Source organism: Bradyrhizobium sp. MOS001 (assembly GCF_004634465.1).
Taxonomy (GTDB): domain Bacteria; phylum Pseudomonadota; class Alphaproteobacteria; order Rhizobiales; family Xanthobacteraceae; genus Bradyrhizobium; species Bradyrhizobium barranii.
This window is the reverse complement of record NZ_SPVJ01000054.1, coordinates 1-15368: the sequence shown is the minus strand read 5'-3', so window position 1 is coordinate 15368 and position 15368 is coordinate 1. Positions and strand designations below refer to the sequence as shown.

Annotated in this window: 18 protein-coding genes; 6 read left to right on the top strand and 12 right to left on the bottom strand. The window is 59.7% G+C overall.

What is annotated here, in order from left to right; all coding sequences use genetic code 11:
• Positions 1-92: 92 nt before the first annotated feature.
• Both CT676_RS37455 and CT676_RS37450 read left to right on the top strand, forming a co-directional pair.
• Entirely contained in the window at positions 93-494 is a 402-nt protein-coding gene (locus CT676_RS37455) for a DUF2177 family protein (protein ID WP_135216676.1), read from the top strand.
• The gene (locus CT676_RS37450) at positions 494-988 is read left to right on the top strand and encodes a TspO/MBR family protein (protein WP_135216675.1); all 495 of its coding nucleotides are present in this window, start codon (positions 494-496) and stop codon (positions 986-988) included. The genes CT676_RS37455 and CT676_RS37450 overlap by 1 nt, the downstream gene beginning before the upstream one ends.
• 58 nt (positions 989-1046) lie before the next feature.
• Here CT676_RS37450 and CT676_RS37445 read toward each other — a convergent pair whose 3' ends face one another.
• The 7 genes from CT676_RS37445 to CT676_RS37405 form a co-directional block, all read right to left on the bottom strand.
• Positions 1047-1343, bottom strand: coding sequence for a hypothetical protein (locus CT676_RS37445; protein WP_135216674.1), 297 nt, complete (start codon positions 1341-1343; stop codon positions 1047-1049).
• A gap of 19 nt (positions 1344-1362) precedes the next feature.
• Positions 1363-1935: a sigma-70 family RNA polymerase sigma factor gene (locus CT676_RS37440; RefSeq protein WP_135216673.1), complete on the bottom strand. Its 573-nt coding sequence runs from the start codon at positions 1933-1935 to the stop codon at positions 1363-1365.
• Positions 1936-2013: 78 nt separating this feature from the next.
• Positions 2014-2661 (bottom strand): ChrR family anti-sigma-E factor, encoded by a 648-nt coding sequence (locus CT676_RS37435; RefSeq protein WP_135216672.1) that lies wholly within the window; start codon positions 2659-2661, stop codon positions 2014-2016.
• Positions 2658-3203, bottom strand: a complete 546-nt coding sequence (locus CT676_RS37430) for a sigma-70 family RNA polymerase sigma factor (protein WP_135216704.1) — start codon at positions 3201-3203, stop codon at positions 2658-2660. Before CT676_RS37430 ends, CT676_RS37435 begins: the two co-directional genes overlap by 4 nt.
• A 1791-nt stretch (positions 3204-4994) precedes the next feature.
• On the bottom strand, positions 4995-5534 hold the full coding sequence (locus CT676_RS37420; protein WP_244623406.1) for a hypothetical protein: 540 nt from the start codon (positions 5532-5534) through the stop codon (positions 4995-4997).
• Positions 5535-6057: 523 nt separating this feature from the next.
• The gene (locus CT676_RS37410; RefSeq protein WP_135216669.1) at positions 6058-6420 is read right to left on the bottom strand and encodes a hypothetical protein; all 363 of its coding nucleotides are present in this window, start codon (positions 6418-6420) and stop codon (positions 6058-6060) included.
• A gap of 39 nt (positions 6421-6459) precedes the next feature.
• Positions 6460-6666, bottom strand: coding sequence for a hypothetical protein (locus CT676_RS37405; protein WP_135216668.1), 207 nt, complete (start codon positions 6664-6666; stop codon positions 6460-6462).
• Between the two features lie 290 nt (positions 6667-6956).
• Here CT676_RS37405 and CT676_RS37400 point away from each other — a divergent pair, with 290 nt between their 5' ends.
• Together CT676_RS37400 and CT676_RS45595 are read left to right on the top strand one after the other, a co-directional pair.
• A complete protein-coding gene (locus tag CT676_RS37400) occupies positions 6957-7178 on the top strand; it encodes a hypothetical protein (protein WP_244623404.1) in 222 nt (73 codons plus the stop codon).
• A 113-nt stretch (positions 7179-7291) separates the two neighbouring features.
• Complete coding sequence (locus CT676_RS45595; RefSeq protein WP_135216667.1) at positions 7292-8308, top strand: integrase core domain-containing protein; 1017 nt, start codon at positions 7292-7294, stop codon at positions 8306-8308.
• A 44-nt stretch (positions 8309-8352) separates the two neighbouring features.
• Here the strand turns inward: CT676_RS45595 and CT676_RS37390 are convergent, their stop codons facing one another.
• The 3 genes from CT676_RS37390 to CT676_RS37380 all read right to left on the bottom strand — a co-directional run bounded on the left by CT676_RS37390 (position 8353) and on the right by CT676_RS37380 (position 11422).
• The gene (locus tag CT676_RS37390; protein ID WP_205124622.1) at positions 8353-9798 is read right to left on the bottom strand and encodes a DUF1254 domain-containing protein; all 1446 of its coding nucleotides are present in this window, start codon (positions 9796-9798) and stop codon (positions 8353-8355) included.
• A 243-nt stretch (positions 9799-10041) separates the two neighbouring features.
• A complete protein-coding gene (locus CT676_RS37385) occupies positions 10042-10311 on the bottom strand; it encodes a hypothetical protein (RefSeq protein ID WP_135216666.1) in 270 nt (89 codons plus the stop codon).
• Between the two features lie 784 nt (positions 10312-11095).
• Positions 11096-11422 (bottom strand): hypothetical protein, encoded by a 327-nt coding sequence (locus CT676_RS37380; protein WP_028154397.1) that lies wholly within the window; start codon positions 11420-11422, stop codon positions 11096-11098.
• A 122-nt stretch (positions 11423-11544) separates the two neighbouring features.
• Between CT676_RS37380 and CT676_RS44795 the strand changes: the two genes are divergently transcribed.
• The gene (locus CT676_RS44795; protein WP_038945415.1) at positions 11545-11760 is read left to right on the top strand and encodes a hypothetical protein; all 216 of its coding nucleotides are present in this window, start codon (positions 11545-11547) and stop codon (positions 11758-11760) included.
• Positions 11761-12060: 300 nt separating this feature from the next.
• On the opposite strand, the gene CT676_RS37370 is transcribed toward CT676_RS44795, so the two are convergent.
• Positions 12061-12321, bottom strand: a complete 261-nt coding sequence (locus tag CT676_RS37370) for a hypothetical protein (RefSeq protein ID WP_028154650.1) — start codon at positions 12319-12321, stop codon at positions 12061-12063.
• Positions 12322-12704: 383 nt separating this feature from the next.
• Positions 12705-13139: a DUF4440 domain-containing protein gene (locus CT676_RS37365; RefSeq protein ID WP_085398213.1), complete on the bottom strand. Its 435-nt coding sequence runs from the start codon at positions 13137-13139 to the stop codon at positions 12705-12707.
• 984 nt (positions 13140-14123) lie between these two features.
• Between CT676_RS37365 and CT676_RS44510 the strand changes: the two genes are divergently transcribed.
• Positions 14124-14285, top strand: a complete 162-nt coding sequence (locus CT676_RS44510; RefSeq protein WP_161495712.1) for a hypothetical protein — start codon at positions 14124-14126, stop codon at positions 14283-14285.
• The last annotated feature ends 1083 nt before the right edge of the window (positions 14286-15368 follow it).

Genomic DNA, 15368 nt, shown 5'->3' with positions numbered 1-15368 from the left:
CGAAGTGATCCGATGCAGCTCTTGGATCGTTAAGTTCTCGGCCAGTTCGTAGGGTCGGTCGACCTCTGGTGGACTCGGAAGGGAAAGCGGACATGAACCTCGTCTTCACGTATCTTTCTGTCGCCGTAACCTTCGTCGGGCTCGATATGATATGGCTGAAGACCATGGTCGAAAGGCTTTATCGGCCAGTGCTGGGCGATATGTTGCGGTCCGAGCCAAATCTTGCTGCTGCTGCACTGTTTTATCTGGCATATCCCGTCGGGTTGATGTGGTTCGCGGTGCTGCCCGCGCAGCAAGACGGCGGTGTGCTGCGCGCGTTTACTTCCGGTGTGCTGCTGGGTTGCTTCACTTACGCGAGTTACGATCTGACCAACCAGGCAACGCTGAGAAACTGGTCGACCGGGTTGACTGTGGCTGACGTCTGCTGGGGATCGCTTCTCGCCGGTGTCAGCGCTTTGAGCGGCTTTCTTGTCGCTCAACGGATGGCGCACTGATGCGCGTCGCAGCCAAAGCGCCGAGCGGGCAAGGTCGCAGGAGCTGGAATTGGCACCGGCGCGCCGCGTTCCTTTGTATCGTTCCTACCACGGGGCTTTTGATTGGATTGCTCAACCGGCCCGGCGCGTGGTACGCCGCGCTGAATAAGCCATCCTTTAATCCGCCGGATACCGTTTTTGCACCCGTTTGGACTATCCTGTTCATGCTCATTGCAGTGGCGGGATATCGCACCTTCGAGGCGGAGCCGCGCGGCATCGCAATGAAATTATGGACCGTTCAGATGGTTCTGAACTTCGCGTGGCCGCCCATTTTCTTTTCGCTTCATCGCATGGACATCGCACTCGTCGTGATCGTTGCCTTATTCGTCGTCATAGTCGCATCCGTCTGGCTCCAGTGGAGCGCAGACCGGTTGGCAGCGTCGCTCTTCCTGCTCTATGCAGGCTGGGTCGCTTTTGCGATGTACCTGAATCTATCGCTGCTTCTCCTGAACTAGCGTTGCCAGCATGACGGCAGGTGCCGTCGGCGACGAAAGGGAGTCGTTGCTGCTGGATTCATGGATGTCTCCGAAGCTCATCCATCGCTTCTCTGGTTTCCGTGATCTTCCCGGACAACGACGTGAATGCTGTCTGGACTCGCCCTTGCGCGTCTTCGTCAAGCAACAGCGATGAGGACTCGACCAGCTTGTTGACGAAGCGCTCCATGACGTTGAGCAGGCGATGGAGGTCATCCGCAGGCTGTTCGTCCGCAAGACGTTCGACCTCTCGCACGAGCTCTCCAAGCCTGATCACCGCGGACACGAGGCGGTCTTCGTGTTTGCGCAGGGGAAATTCAATAATCTCGTCCGTCAACTCCGAGTCTCCATCGCCTTTACGCCGTGCCAGATGCTGCAAGGCAATCCTTGCGCATCGCCAGAAGAGTTCGGTGCAGCCAGGTCTTGACGGTACCTACCGGCACGCCAAAGCGCCGTGACAGACTCGCGCGGCTCTCGCCCTCGAGATAGGCGAGCGCCACCAGCCTGCGTCGATCTTCCGGTAAACGAGCCAGCACTCCAAAAGCGATGGGTTCGGCGCGGGCAAAGTCCAGGTCGTCGATCGGCGAGGCATCTTCGTTGGTTGTGATCATAAGCGCCTCGTCGAACTCGCAGGTCGGCAACCTTCTTACCCGCAGATGGTCGATCGCGGTATTGCGGACAATCGCGGACATCCAAGCCATTGCTGGAGCGCGGCTGGCGTCGAAGCGAGGGGCGTTCCGCCAAATTTTCAGATAGGTGTCCTGCAGAATGTCTTCGATATCGTGAGGCGGAGCTCCGATCGCGAGGGCGGTCCTGCGCAGCCTACCTCGTGTTCGCATGTGCAGCTCTGAGAACGCTCGTGTATCGCCGCTTGAGACTCGCGCCAGGAGTTCGGGTAACGACTCGTTCTCCAGGCGTGAGCAGGCCATGGCTGGTCTCCCTTGCGTTTGCTGTCCTGAAACGCTTCGGGCGCGCGATCGGATCACGGGGGAGGGGACCGAAGGTGATCAGAGCCGAACGAATGGTCCGATCAGCCTGCCAAGCAGACCGTTCAGTCGCAGGTCGCCCGTCATCGCAACTAAGCAGACACATGGGCCTTCATTACCGACAATCGGTCGATGGTCGATCTCGCCATCACCATAGTCGAAATCACCAGGACCAAAGCGACCGCCCTTGTGGCTGAAGCTGCCTTCGAGCACGAGGGTCAATTCGGTACCGGTGTGAGTGTGCTCGAGCATGCGCGTACCCGGCGCAGACCGAAGCAGGAAGGCCCGCGCCTTGCCCGAGCCGGAAAGCTCGATCGGCCGCATACTCACGCCAGGAGCTACGCGCCTGGGTTTGCCGATCCGGTAGTTTCGCAGCGCCGACGGAGCCTCTCTCGCCATCCCGAATGTGTCCGTCTGGGGCGGCATCGCTCGGCGTTCAGCTGCATTGCCGATCCGTGACAAGACGCGCTCGAACGCATCTGATGCCATCGGGACCGGATCGATATCCTCAAGCGCCAAGCCCGCAAGCTGCTCTATGGCGCGCACGAACCGCGCGCATCTTGCGCATTCGGCCACATGCAATCCCACCACGAGGTAATGAGCCTCTTCCAGCCTGCCGGCCGCAAAGTCGGCCAGAAGATCTTCCGGCGGATGATGGCTGATAGTCATGCTTCTTCGTCCAATATCTCTCTCAAGCGGTTCATCGCCAGTCTGATCCGCGACTTCACCGTTCCGAGCGGAATACCAAGCAGGCTTGCGATTTCCGGATGCGGTCTCTCCTCGATGAACGATAGCTTCACCACCATGGATTGCTCAGTCGACAACCGCTTAATGGCTGAGGTGATCCGGGCGGTATCTTGAAGGCGGGAAATGACAATATCGGCCGGTTCGGCGGGATCCGGTGCATCCGGCAGCTCGGAGACCCCTTGCAGGCGATCCGCCCGCGCCTTGCTGCGGAGCAAATCGATCCGCGAGTTGCGTGCGATCGTGTATATCCACGCGGCGGCCCCGGCTGTCGCCGGATCGAACTGGTTCGCCTTCCGCCATACTGCGATCAGGGCGTTCTGGGCGATCTCCTCCGCCTCGTCGGAACTGCACCCGGCCTTCAACATCAATCCTTTGATGCGAGGCGCGAAGTGCTCGAATAGGCGTTTGAACGCCTCCCGGTCACGGGAAGAGGCGACTCGTCCGATTAAATCAGCCCAGTCCACCTTCGGCTTCGGCCCTTTGCTCACACTGGTCGACAACCGCGCCACAAACCCGCGAGGCACACCAGCCTCGGCCCGGATTGGCACATGCAAAGCTCGGATAGCAGTGACCATAGTTGCTCGACAAGTGACTTCTCAGGTCTAGAACGCACGACAGCAGGCAATGGATCACTTGTCGCCTAAACGGTCATGAGAGATTGTGGCTCGTCCGCATCAGCTCAGCAGCCGCCGACTACTCCAGTTTTGGTGGGCAATGCCGGAGGAGGGGGCCTATTTGATCTGCCATTCAATGGACGCCCCCGGCTAGGGTCACATTTCGCGGTCAAAGCGAGTGCGGGACCGCGTCCGCTCTGCCAACGACAGCCAACATCGGGACCTAAGACTGCCTCATGAAAGCATGATCGGCTGCTTCGGGGCTGGGGCCATGTTGGCTCAAGGGGTCATAAGGCGACGTGGTCAATGGCGCCGGTCTTCGCTGCAAAGCAGACTGAGCGGCGGTGAACCGCGCCAACCGGCCCGACCGTTATCTGCGCTCAGTGCGGTAGCTCGTCGTGTCTGCTTGCCACAAAATCTTTCTCAAAATAGAACGCTGCCGGGCTCGAAATACACGTCCCGGCAGCATCTCATTCTCAAACTGAGCCCTGAAATCCCAGTTGGCTGCAACGTAGCAATAGCCGTGCCACAGGTTTGTGACACCCGCCCCGCTGGACTTCACGCTGGCGGGCCTAGCACTCCCGGCGCTCTAATCCGCAATTGCATCGGCAGCCGGGAGCATTGGGGTCTATCTTCAATCTGCGACGGCCCAATGGGCTCTTTTCGGGTTAAGCTTTGGGACACAGTGGCGAGCCGCTTGGTGCGAAAGCGCACAGAACCTGGCTGCCGGTTCCTATAACTTATGACCACCGAGGCGACCCCATTACCGCCGAGGTACCTCCGCCGGCCCCGGCCTCCACCTCAAAAGCCCCCCACGGCCGGGGCCGAATTTAAATAGACGGGCCACGGTCCCCCGACGTTAGGTCAACGTTGCTTCCTTTTCCCAACTAACCAAGCACGATATGGAAATCACTACAGGTTGCATAAGCAGGGGACGCTTATGGATTGGGCGGAACGGACTTACCGGTTCAGTTTTGTCGTGCTGTTCGATCTTCAGCGCTTTGGGGGTGGTATGGATGATTCTATCGCTGTGAGCCGTGCTGCGCGGGGCCTCAGCACGTATCGTGCGGTTGGGTCTTGGTGCGTGTCGTTCGCTTGGATTGCACTACTCGGGTTTGTTGCCTACGCGATCGCTAACCTTCCCTGGTAAGGCATCAAGCCAAGCAGGCAATCGGAACGAGCGCGAGCTACGACTGGTCGTGGGTGTGGAAAAGCAAGTCTGGCCGCCGGTTCACGCTGGCGGGCCGAATTTCAATAGTGACGTGATTTTAGATCAGCTCTAAACTCGTTCCTGCTTGAGGGCGAGGCGGTGTTTTGGAGCGGGATCATGCGAGAGTTTCGCGCATATGTAATCGATGGCGAGGGGCACATTGCGCTTCGAATTGACATTGAGGTGCAGGACGAGGCGGAGGCTCGGGAGCGAGCCAAATTGCTTGTAGACGCGCACGCGGTCGAACTTTGGGAAGGCGCAACCAAGCTCGATAGATTTGAGCCGATCAGCAGACACTAAGGCCGCCTCAGGGGGCGCGAGTACGGGCAACCGTGGCGTTTTTTTCGTGTTCGAGGCGACCGAGTAGCGGGCGCGGTCGATTTAACGCATGGACGGGCCGCGCTGCGAATCCTGGCGCGGGCCTGCTTCATTCAAACCGGCGCGACATAGCCGGATGCGCGCGATTCTTGATCTTGATTCAGTCGCATGTGTGCGGTCGATAGCGCCGTTCCCGATGCTTGGAAACGAGCCCTCGAGGCCCATCTCGCAAGCAGCCGCGAACAGATCCGGACCGAGCGCGCCTGGCTCGAATGGCGCGACGAAGATTCCTTCCGGCCGGCGGCGCAGCAGCTTGCCGAGCTCGGCCTTGCGCTCGAATAGCGGCAGCTGGCGCAAATCGTCGCCGACGAGCTCGAGCAGGTCGAAGGCGTAGAGCTGGCCTCGGCGTTGTGCTTGCCCGAATGCAGCGCGTTGAAATCGGAGATCCCGCGCGCGTCGAGCACCACGATCTCGCCGTCGATTGCAAAGCGCGCCTGACGCAGCTGGCGGGCGGTCTGGACAATCCAGGGGAAGCGCCAGGTCCAGTCGAGGCCGGCCTTGGACTCGAGCCGCACGGCCTCGCCGTCGCGCACCAGGCGCGCGCGATAACCGTCATATTTGATCTCGTGGATCCAGCCGGGGCCGGCCGGCACAGCCTTTGGCGACCTTCGGAACGCAAAACTCAAAGGCGTGGGGCATGCCGCGTAGTAGGTGCTGCGGCGTGCGGTTGCCAGTTGTTCCCTAGTCCTGGTCGACCTCGAGCTCGGCGACCAGGCGGCGCGCTTTCGCCTGCCTTAGGCAACAGGATCTCGACGGCGCGCGATCTCGGCGGCTCGCGCTGGCGCAGCATTTGTGCGCGGTCTGCGGGATCCCATTGAAACTTTTAGTCCCAGCCGAGATTGAGCTACCGGCCAGAGTTTCGTTTTGGAGGATCGGCAATGGCCAATTCTGCTCGCCCATGGACGTCAGAAGACCTTGAGAAACTCAAGGCGATGGCCGGGAATCACCGCCGCGAAGACATAGCCGCCGAATTGAATCGAGGCGTCTCATCGGTGGCTGTCAAAGCGCATCAGCTCGGTATCTCGTTGCGATACCACGCCACGCCAAAGCGTCGACCTTCAACAGCCGAGTCAGCGCCGGGCCATTGACTCGATTGTTTTCGCCTGCGTTGCGCCTTCAGGCGACACCGCGCAAGGGCAGGGCCAACTGCATGTCAAGGCGTCGTGTGGCGTTGGCGGCGATGAAGTCTTGCAGCGCAGATGAGATCTCGGCGTCGGTCTCGGCTACGCGCTGGGCCAGCGCATCCGCGACGTCGGAAGTCGCATCCCGCGACCACCCCTCGATGGGATTGAAGGATACAATTCGGACCGGGTAGGCGTACTGGCCGGACAGGAGATTTTGCAGAACGCCCTCGAGGCCAGTGTCAGCCTCATCCTTCTCGCGCCAGGCGCAACCGGCGCTAGCGCCGAAGTCTTCAAGCACCAGATAGATGTCACGGTCGAGGCGATCGGCGGGCACGATCGAGGGCGAGGAACGCATACGCTACTCCGATGTGACAACGGTAGAGAGACGGCCCCACTAATCCCGGCGGAAAATCTGGCCCCGCTCGGCCGCGAGCGCGAGCTCTGTCCATTCGCGCGCAAGCTTCAACCAGCCTTCTCGATCGACCTGGTCGAGGCTCCGAGCCGCCTCCTCGCGGCAGGCCGTCGCCTCCTTGAAAAATTGCTCAGCTGAGGAGATCATCTCGGCATAGTGTGAGAAACTACTGGGTACCTTGGTCTTCATCGTTGCCTCGGCGCATAACCGTTCGTGCGGTAGACCGGCAATCGCATGCCTCTGGCGGCGCGACTTAACGGCAACCTGACCCGGGAGCCGGCGTTCCTATTTGCGGCTGAGCCGCTTGAACGAGCTTGATCGCGACCGCCTCGGTCAAGCTGACGCCGAGACCCAAGGCATCAAGTGCGCCGACCTCATCAGCAACGCCTTCCTTCGCCAATTCCACTTTAGTCTGCAATTAGGAACGCAGCTTTGAACTCGGGGTTAGATGGCGAGAACCTGTTGGAGCGCGTGTCACCATGTACATGTACAGGGAGCCCATCCTAGACGAGCTAAGGCAGGTCGAGCGTCAGGTAGTTGAAGGCGAGCGGCGACTTGCAGAGCAAGAGGCTCTCGTCGTTGGTTTGAAACGGCAGAAGCAGGATACGAGCAAGGCCGAGGACGAACTCGAACGGATGCGCACCGACCAGCGCCTACTTCAACAGGAGCGACTACGGCTCTTGGCGGTGCAGCAACCATAAGGCGCCCTTCGGCGCTAATTCCGACGCAGTGACCGCCCGCCTGCTCGCCCTGTCCCTGTCGGAAACCTTATCCGGCTGGCACGTGAGGCCGAATCGCGCAATGCTTCTGTGTCATGAGAGAAGCTTACAGCCTGGTCTGGTCGGTGCTGGTCTTATTGTTCCGGTCGCGGGTCTCGTTGGAAGCTGAGATCCTGATCCTTCGTCATCAACTTAACATCCAGCGACGGCACCAGCCGAAGAGAGTGGCCTTCAGTGCCATGGATCGCCTGATCTTTGTTGGGCTGTATCGTTTGGTGCCGAATACCATCAAGGCGCTGACGATTGTGAAGCCGGACACCGTGATCCGTTGGCACCGTGCTGGTTTCAGATTGTATTGGCGCCGGAAATCGCGGCACCGCTGCGGTCGACCGACTGTACCGTTGGAAATTCGCCGGCTAATCCGCGAGATGAGCATCGCCAACCCGTTGTGGGGAGCGCCGAGAATCCATGGAGAGCTTCTCAAGCTCGGCATCGAGATCGGCCAGACCAGTGTCGCCAAATATATGGCGCGGAGGAGGGGCCCTCCCTCGCAGGGATGGAAGACATTCCTTCGCAACCATGCGGATGGCATTGTCGCAATCGACCTGTTCGTCGTGCCAACAATCTCGTTCCGGCTGCTCTATGGTTTGCTGATCATGGGCCATGGCCGGCGACAGATCCTGTGGTTTGGGGTGACCGCGCACCCGACGGCCGAATGGATCGCCAATCAGCTCACGCAAGCCTGCGGCTGGGAGCAAATCCCCCGTTACTTAGTCAGGGACCGCGATCAAGCCTATGGCGCGATCTTTGTCCGCCGGGTTCAGTCGATCGGCATTCGAGACCGCCCGACGTCTTTCTGCTCACCTTGGCAAAACGCCTACGCAGAACGGTTGATCGGTTCAATCCGGAGGGAATGCATTGATCATGTCGTAGTCTTCGGCGAACGCCATCTGCGCCACGTTCTGCTGTCGTACCAAGACTACTACAACGCCACGCGCACTCATTTGTCGTTGAACAAGGATGCCCCGGTCCCTCGCGGCGTTGAGTGGGCCGGGAATGTCGTCTGCCGCCCGATCCTGGGCGGACTGCACCATCAATATGGCCGGATGTGATTTACGGCAGGCACAGGTGCGTTGGCGCCCAGCGCGGTACAAGTTTAGCTCGCTTTTTGCACCGCCGGGGGCTTCCACGAGCCGTTCAGGATCGAAGGCGACTCATCCTTCGGCCAGTACATCCTCAGCATCGGAATGAACTCGCCCTTCGGAGCCGGAAGCCAGTTCGCCTCCTTGTCCTTACCCGGCGATTCATTCTGGAGGTAAAGCGTCAGCGAACCATCGGCATTGAACTTTGGATTGTCGCGCAGGCTGACGGTAAATTTGTTCAGCGGATTGGGAACGAACCACCAGCCCTGGTCGATCATGTACATGGTGATCGACCAGAAGCCGTTGACCGGCGGCGTCGCGTCCTTGGCGAAGGTCAAGGTGTACTTGTTTGCGCCCGTCAGCTTCTGTCCCGTCGAATCGGTCTCCGTGTAGGGATAGACCGCATCCCGCTGCTGGTTGGCGGGCCAACCGAATGCCGCCACCACAGCGCGCATCATGTAGCTGTCGGGGCCGTAGGTACCTAGTCCCTTTGTCACCACCCAGCCGTCGATGATCCCGCCCAAGGCTGCCTTGTTGTCTTCAATCTTCTTCAGGGCTGATTGCGGAATGTCCTTCAATGCAGCCTGCACAGCGGGATCGAGTTTGCTCATCTCAAACGGCTTGCCGGGTACGATACCGATCTTCGCCATGCTCGCGAGGATGGGGCCATCTCCCGCCGCTGGCGGTGCATCCCCACCCATTAGCTTCGCCAAGAGATTGAAATATCCCTCCGTTCCCATAGCTATGATGACCGGTTGCGGCTTATCGGTCATGTTGAAGCCGGGATTCGGATTCACCGGCGGCGCGACAGGTGTATACGACTTGCCCCATGAGGAAAGCGGCGTGATCTTGTACTGTGCCTGCAACTCGTTAACTGCCTTGTAATCCTGTTCGGTGCCATCGGCATAAGTTCGGCCCAGAATGACCATGTAGCGCGTCGCCATGGGGAACTGCTTCATGCCTGCCGGTACCTCGCCCTTCCAGCCAGGGCCGGTGAACAGGTAGTTGGCGGCCTTGCCGTCAGCCGTGCGTCTGCTCGGCGATGACTCGGAGTCCGACATCCAAAGGTCGGTCAGCTCGAACAAATAGAAACGACTGCCCATATCTGGGTGACTGAACACCTGCGGTTCAGTGAGGTCGAGCCAACCCAGAGAATAAAGCGTGTCCGCATTTGGCGCCGAAACGCCACGATAATCGGCCGGCGGATAGCGCGGAACGTTGATGAACTGTCCGGTCGGCGCCGTAAGCCCTTCAACCTTTGGCACATTGCTCATCTGAACCCGGGTGACATCGGTCGTGATGAGCGAATAGCCGTAGATATATGCGCCCTCGGCAATTTGCCGCGCTTCCTCAGGAGTGACTGCTTGTGCGTTTGCAGGCGGGGGCATTCCGCTGAGTACTGTGAATGCAAAGCTGGCCGCAGCCGCGCCGTTTACGAATGATCGTCGGGTCGAACTCATGGCGAACTCCTCACTTTGGTTCAAAGGGGAGACAAGCGCTCGTCGAGCCTAAGGAAAATTCAGCGGCTCGACACGACGCCCAGTTGACCTTAATCTTTGAAGCATACCATTAATTGCATTCTAAAACCAAGCGTGCTGTGACCGCTGTTGGCCCGACTCGGACCTAGCGTGAGGTGCGCCAAAGGGCTGCTATCAGAGACGGAGCGGACCTCAGCGCCATCGTTCTGCGAAGGGCCCCCTGCATCAACCGCCTTCCGGCGGGCATTCCGGGCAGGTGTCGCCGACCGAATGCAGCACAGCACGGACCTCCGCGACGGCTTCGTCCGAAGAGATGCCCTCGGGCGGCTCCTGTCTGGCGCTATCTAGCGCGCGCTCGCGAGCATGCGGATCGGCGCTGTCCTTCGCCCAGCCGTGCTCATCGCATTCGTGGATGGCGCCGGCCGCCTGCAGCACAGCGAATGCCCAACCACGCAGCGTTCGAATCGCTGGGCGTCTCTCTTTCGTCATCAGCATGAAGCGCCTCCTGCCAGGACGAATCGTTTAGCCGCGTCGCCAGTTCCGGGCAGTTAGCACGGGACAGGGATTCGGAATTGGCAGAGCTGAGGCTTGCCCACCTGTTCCACCTTTCCTGCATAAAAACACCGCCAGTTGCTTCCTCTACTTTGCCGCGGCGCTAGTGCAGAAGGGACATCGCAGGGCGGAGATTTGCCTGGGCGTTTGCTGAATCGGTCGTGGGGAGGCCGCGTCGCGCCAGCATCTGCCAGCGGCACCAGGGCGGCAAATTTCGAAGCAGTTAGGCGCATGCTCCAAGAGCTACGCTGCTACAGCGGCCGCGAGATAAAAGAGCCGCTTGTAGACCGATTGCCAAAGCGTGCCATACAGAGTTGAACTGTCGACCTCTCCATTACCAATGGAGTGCTTTACACGTACGGCGCATCGAATACTGGAATGGCGCTGGCGGCTGACCACCGATTGACCACCGAAACGCCGTGAACAAACGGCTTTAAAGGTGGTCAATCAGGAATGATCTTGATTGTTTTTGCTGGATTTTTCGATTGCTACTTACGTTCGGGACGCAGGGGTCGCAGGTTCGAATCCTGCCACTCCGACCATTCTTCCAAAAGTCGACGTTTTCCAGAGGCTTGGCGGACCGGCCGCCAGCGCCTCGGGAGCGCCTTTTTGCAACGATTTTCGGAGCGGGTCCACGGCCGATTTGGCCGGGCAGGGGCATCTGCCGCGGCGGCATGGCTCTACATTCGCCGGCCGATGGTCCAATGCTGGACAGTAGGTCAGTAGCCTACCGCCGCGCCACCAGCACGCCCACCAAGAACGCCACCATCAGTGCCGGCAGTGGCGCCTCGCGCACCATGCCGCGGACGATGTCCGGCCAGTGCTGGTCCGGGACGAGGCTTGGAGACCTGACTTCAGCCATCGGTGTCATGCCCCAGTCCGAGGCAAGTTCGGCGATCTCGCTCGAGGCCAAACGCACGCCGTCGCGGACGCGGAAGATGGCGGCGTCGGATCGCTCGCGCGGCGCGAGCGCCATCAGCGTCGCGACAGCAGTGCGCAACGTCATCTCACCAAAACCTTGCAGCCTCACCGATTCCTCGGGATCGGATGTCATGCAAAATCCCTCACAGCGCGAAGTGGTGCGCGATGGTGAATGCCGCCGTCGCGCACAGGACCAGCGTGGATACCGCGCCGGCCACGCCGCGCGCGAGATGGGCTCGCGTCAGGTGCCTGGTCATGATCTTGCTCCATGCTCTGCATGGCAATAGCGGCGAGGAAGGTTGGTTCCTCGCGCGTCGCTCGAATCGCCCGACGCTCTACTTCCGCAAGAGCTCGCTCAAGGCCGCCGTCGCCTCGGCGCAGCGGATGTCGTCGATCTCGCGCGACAGGCTGAGCGCGCTGGATCTCAGTTCTTCGAGCCTCCAGCTCGCCGGATGTTGGCTTTCGAGCTGACCGAGACGTTTGTTCAGGTCATCCAGTCTCGATTGGAGCTGCCCGATGCTGGCGGCCCCATTCACTTTCCAAACGCGCTGTGCACGCATCGTAGTTCCCCTGCTAGTCTCACGGCGTTGTGAGCGGGGTTCGTGGCTGGAATGGGAGTTTCTTTTGTCCGGCTTCAGACGGTGGGGAACCGTTGCAAAAGGGCAACGCGGGTTCCCGCGCGTTGACCGGCGCGGACAGAGCTATCGCCCATCGCCCGCGCCCTTCTGTAGATGCCGTCGCGTTGCCTAGTCGGGCCCGGCACGATCCGCGTCAGGCGGCGCTCGGCCACCCGGTTGATCGCTTTTCAATGCGGCTTTCCAGGATCGCGATGCTCACCTGGAGATTGTCGCGCCGGGCTCTCAGGTTCTGCGCGAGCATCGGGTAGGCGAGATTGTTTGGATCGGAGATCCCGGCCCTCCGCTCTTCCTCCAGAATGTCGGCGTCGAGCATCTGCGTGCGCCAACGCAGATCGGAGATCAGGACGTGGAGCTGTGTTGGGATGGTCGCTTCGAAACGGGACGTCGATTGCATAGGATCGCCTCACTATGAAACAGACCCACTGCGGGTCTGAGGGATTGGCGGACGAGCAGCAAGGAGAGTGCCAGCGCGCCGGCTGAGGGCGAAGGCCTGCCGGGCGGCCGAAGGGGTGACACTCTCCCCTTCGTCATTCCGGGGCGATGCGCAGCATCGAGCCCGGAATCCATCGGGCCGCAGTTGCGCGGCGACATGGGATCTCAGATGCGCAATTGCGCATCATAGCTCGCCGCTTCGCCGCGCTCCGGAATGACGGTGGCATGCCCGGGTGTTTCGCTTTGCTGTCAACCCAATCGCGCCAAATATTCCCCTTTACCGAAATTCGGAAATGGCGTATGTGTAGCCCATCCCGGCTCATTCGGCTCGTAATGTTTGGCTGGCTATTCCCGAACGAAAATGTGGGACTTAACCTTCCATTCGCCGTTGGACTGGTGTTCGTAAAGCTTAACGGTGCTTCCGGACAGCTTGGTCGTTTCCTCGCCTTTGACCAAGGAAGCTTTGAAGCGGGAGGTCACGTATGTGTAGTTCCCCATTGGCAAAACCTCAACAAGTTCAAGCTTGTGATTTCTGACGCTCGTTCCCCTTTTGGCAAAGAAGTCGCGTATCGCAGTCGCACCCGAAACGGGCGGTGCGCCGGGCGGGATTAGACTGGCATCGGTGGCATACATTGGCAGCAAGGCATCGAAATTTGGATCGTTGATCGCTGCATCCCATTGCGCATTGAGTTTCGTCATGTCCTCAGTGAGCGGGTCCGCCCGCGCATGGCCGATAGTGACGAACAACAGCACCAGCAGCAGCGATAAGCTTTTGCTCATGACTTTGCCCTCTTTGATCTGATCGTGTCCGCCAGTCGGGCGCGCCTATGCGACGCGCACGCTGGTGATCTGTGAATGGCTGGTTCTGAAGATCGCGCCTGCCAATGGCACCAAGGCTGCAATTTGAAGAGAAGCGGAGAGTTCGGCGTTTCTCCGTTTTGTGGGCAGCAGCTTCCGGCAAGCAAAGAGCGTGACGGTGCGGGGAGGTTACACGGTTCTCGGAATCATGCCTACGGTTGTTTTGGGTCAGAAAGCCAGCGAATGTCGGCCCCGAACGCGGCATCGTCGATGGCTCGCACCGTGTCGTGGTGATGACGTGATGTCCGCAATGGCTGGCGGCGACCGTCGAAGGATGGGCGGTCCCTCCGCAATCGGTCGTCAGGGTTCTTCAGAGGGCAAAAAGAAACGCGGGGACCGCGCCACCGCACCTATTGAGAATATCTGGTGCGAGAAAATGCGTGGTTGCAGTTGCAGGGGACGCCGGAACGTTCGCTATGCGCCGATAGCGAGCAGCGAGCGCTTTGCAGCGAAATGACGCGATGGGCCCAAAGGCGACACTCAAGAAAAGCCGCCAAGCGAGGCGGACTTAGACCGGCGTCTCCCGGCGGACTGGCGGTAAGAGTGCCAACGCAATGTAGGGGAGTGGATAAAACAATCCGCCCCAGATGAACCAGGCGGCCCTAGAGCGTCCCCTCTGTTCGGCATAGTTCGCAGTATAGTGCCCGCACGCAGAGATGAGGCTGAGATAAAGGATTGCAGCAACAATTAACGGAAACATGGGCCGGCTCCGATCACTGCTACGAATAAACATAAGGGATTTGGGTCACGGGGCAATACACGCCCTCGTCAACGAATGAGTTCAAGACCGCATGGCAAGGTCCGGTTAGGCGCAATCGCGCCCAAGGTCGACCAGCAGCAAATCTGGATATGGTCCGCTCTGCCGCCGGAAGCGAAAGTGAGCTATCCCGCCGCGATGCAGCAGGAATGACGCTGATGACCGAAACCGTCGCGCCCGTCGCCAAGCCTGTTCCTCGACCGCGATCCAGAAGCGCCGAGACCGTCAGCGCGTCGGCGCTGGCGCAGCACCTCGATTGCAGCCGGACCTACATCGGCAAGCTCGAAGCCGAAGGCGTAATCCAGCGGTAAGGTGACGGCTTCCCGCTCGATCAGAGCCGCGTCGCTTATCTGCGATACCTGCGGCGCGAGCGGCGGCAATCGTCGCGCAGTGAAGCCGATGCTGCGCACGGCGCGGCAATGACAGCGTGTTTTCGAGAACGCTGCAATCTCCTCATGCTGTTGCCGAAAGGCAACTGATTTATTGTTTCTTCGTTGAACTGTTCCATTTTGCGTTTACGCCGCAACAAACAGTTTTAGATTTGCGGTCTCCGGGCTGGGGCGTGTTTTACGACAGCGAATTTTCGAACCCGGAGGCTTTTCGAAATGATTTTGGAATTCCTCGCAATTTTTTCTCTCGTTCAGTTCGCCAACATAATTTCGCGACTGATCGGTCAGCGGAATGACGTACTCTCCTACGTTTCAAGATCAGGTCCTCACCGGTAAGTGTGGCAAAAGCGGCATTGCTGGCACCGTTTTGATGGCATCTATCCTGCATGGTGCGCGACGTAGCGATCTTGCGACCCGGCGCGCCATCGAGCGTGTGTGTTCGAGGTGCGCACAGAGATTGCCAAGGTCTAACAGGAGATGGCCGACAAGTGAGGTGAGCCGCCACTGGATGACGACACATGATGACCGCCGCTCAAGTCGCGACACAGGTCCTACGTCGCCTCCGTTGTGCCGGCGTGCCGGCACGCCATCCACCGCAATCTGTAGCGGCGTGCTTGTCCATCGTAGGCCGGGCGGAGTTGTTTGCTATTTCTGCTCCCCGCGATACTCTGACAATCGGCTGGGGGCCTTAGAATGTTCGATGTGTATCTTAACACCAGGCGAGATCTGTTGGTTGTGCGAAATGGTTTGCCAATTCCGCTTCCCGACGCGTCAGGCAGATGGCATAAGAAGAAAAAAGTAGCGAGCGTCAGTGAGAACATTAAGCTCGCCGTTCAGCGACAAGGCTACTACCTGCGCAAGCTAACGGACTTTAAAAAGCGTTAGCCCGCGAACCGCATGTGCAACCTCTTGTCTGATTGCGGTTGCTGGCACAAGGGTTCAGCTCGTTACCGACAGCCTGCGAGGCTCGCTCTTGTCTACGAGGTCGACGTTCATAGCCGCCTC

Excerpts from the sequence above, each read along its gene's own strand:
- CT676_RS37385 (WP_135216666.1), bottom strand. The coding sequence starts at position 10,311 with ATGCTGATGACGAAAGAGAGACGCCCAGCGATTCGAACGCTGCGTGGT.
- CT676_RS37410 (WP_135216669.1), bottom strand. The coding sequence starts at position 6,420 with ATGCGTTCCTCGCCCTCGATCGTGCCCGCCGATCGCCTCGACCGTGAC.
- CT676_RS37365 (WP_085398213.1), bottom strand. The coding sequence starts at position 13,139 with ATGAGCAAAAGCTTATCGCTGCTGCTGGTGCTGTTGTTCGTCACTATC.
- CT676_RS37400 (WP_244623404.1), top strand. The coding sequence starts at position 6,957 with ATGTACATGTACAGGGAGCCCATCCTAGACGAGCTAAGGCAGGTCGAG.
- CT676_RS37435 (WP_135216672.1), bottom strand. The coding sequence starts at position 2,661 with ATGACTATCAGCCATCATCCGCCGGAAGATCTTCTGGCCGACTTTGCG.
- CT676_RS37380 (WP_028154397.1), bottom strand. The coding sequence starts at position 11,422 with ATGACATCCGATCCCGAGGAATCGGTGAGGCTGCAAGGTTTTGGTGAG.
- CT676_RS45595 (WP_135216667.1), top strand. The coding sequence starts at position 7,292 with ATGAGAGAAGCTTACAGCCTGGTCTGGTCGGTGCTGGTCTTATTGTTC.
- CT676_RS44510 (WP_161495712.1), top strand. The coding sequence starts at position 14,124 with ATGACGCTGATGACCGAAACCGTCGCGCCCGTCGCCAAGCCTGTTCCT.
- CT676_RS37370 (WP_028154650.1), bottom strand. The coding sequence starts at position 12,321 with ATGCAATCGACGTCCCGTTTCGAAGCGACCATCCCAACACAGCTCCAC.
- CT676_RS44795 (WP_038945415.1), top strand. The coding sequence starts at position 11,545 with ATGATCTTGCTCCATGCTCTGCATGGCAATAGCGGCGAGGAAGGTTGG.
- CT676_RS37390 (WP_205124622.1), bottom strand. The coding sequence starts at position 9,798 with ATGAGTTCGACCCGACGATCATTCGTAAACGGCGCGGCTGCGGCCAGC.
- CT676_RS37405 (WP_135216668.1), bottom strand. The coding sequence starts at position 6,666 with ATGAAGACCAAGGTACCCAGTAGTTTCTCACACTATGCCGAGATGATC.
- CT676_RS37440 (WP_135216673.1), bottom strand. The coding sequence starts at position 1,935 with ATGGCCTGCTCACGCCTGGAGAACGAGTCGTTACCCGAACTCCTGGCG.
- CT676_RS37455 (WP_135216676.1), top strand. The coding sequence starts at position 93 with ATGAACCTCGTCTTCACGTATCTTTCTGTCGCCGTAACCTTCGTCGGG.
- CT676_RS37450 (WP_135216675.1), top strand. The coding sequence starts at position 494 with ATGCGCGTCGCAGCCAAAGCGCCGAGCGGGCAAGGTCGCAGGAGCTGG.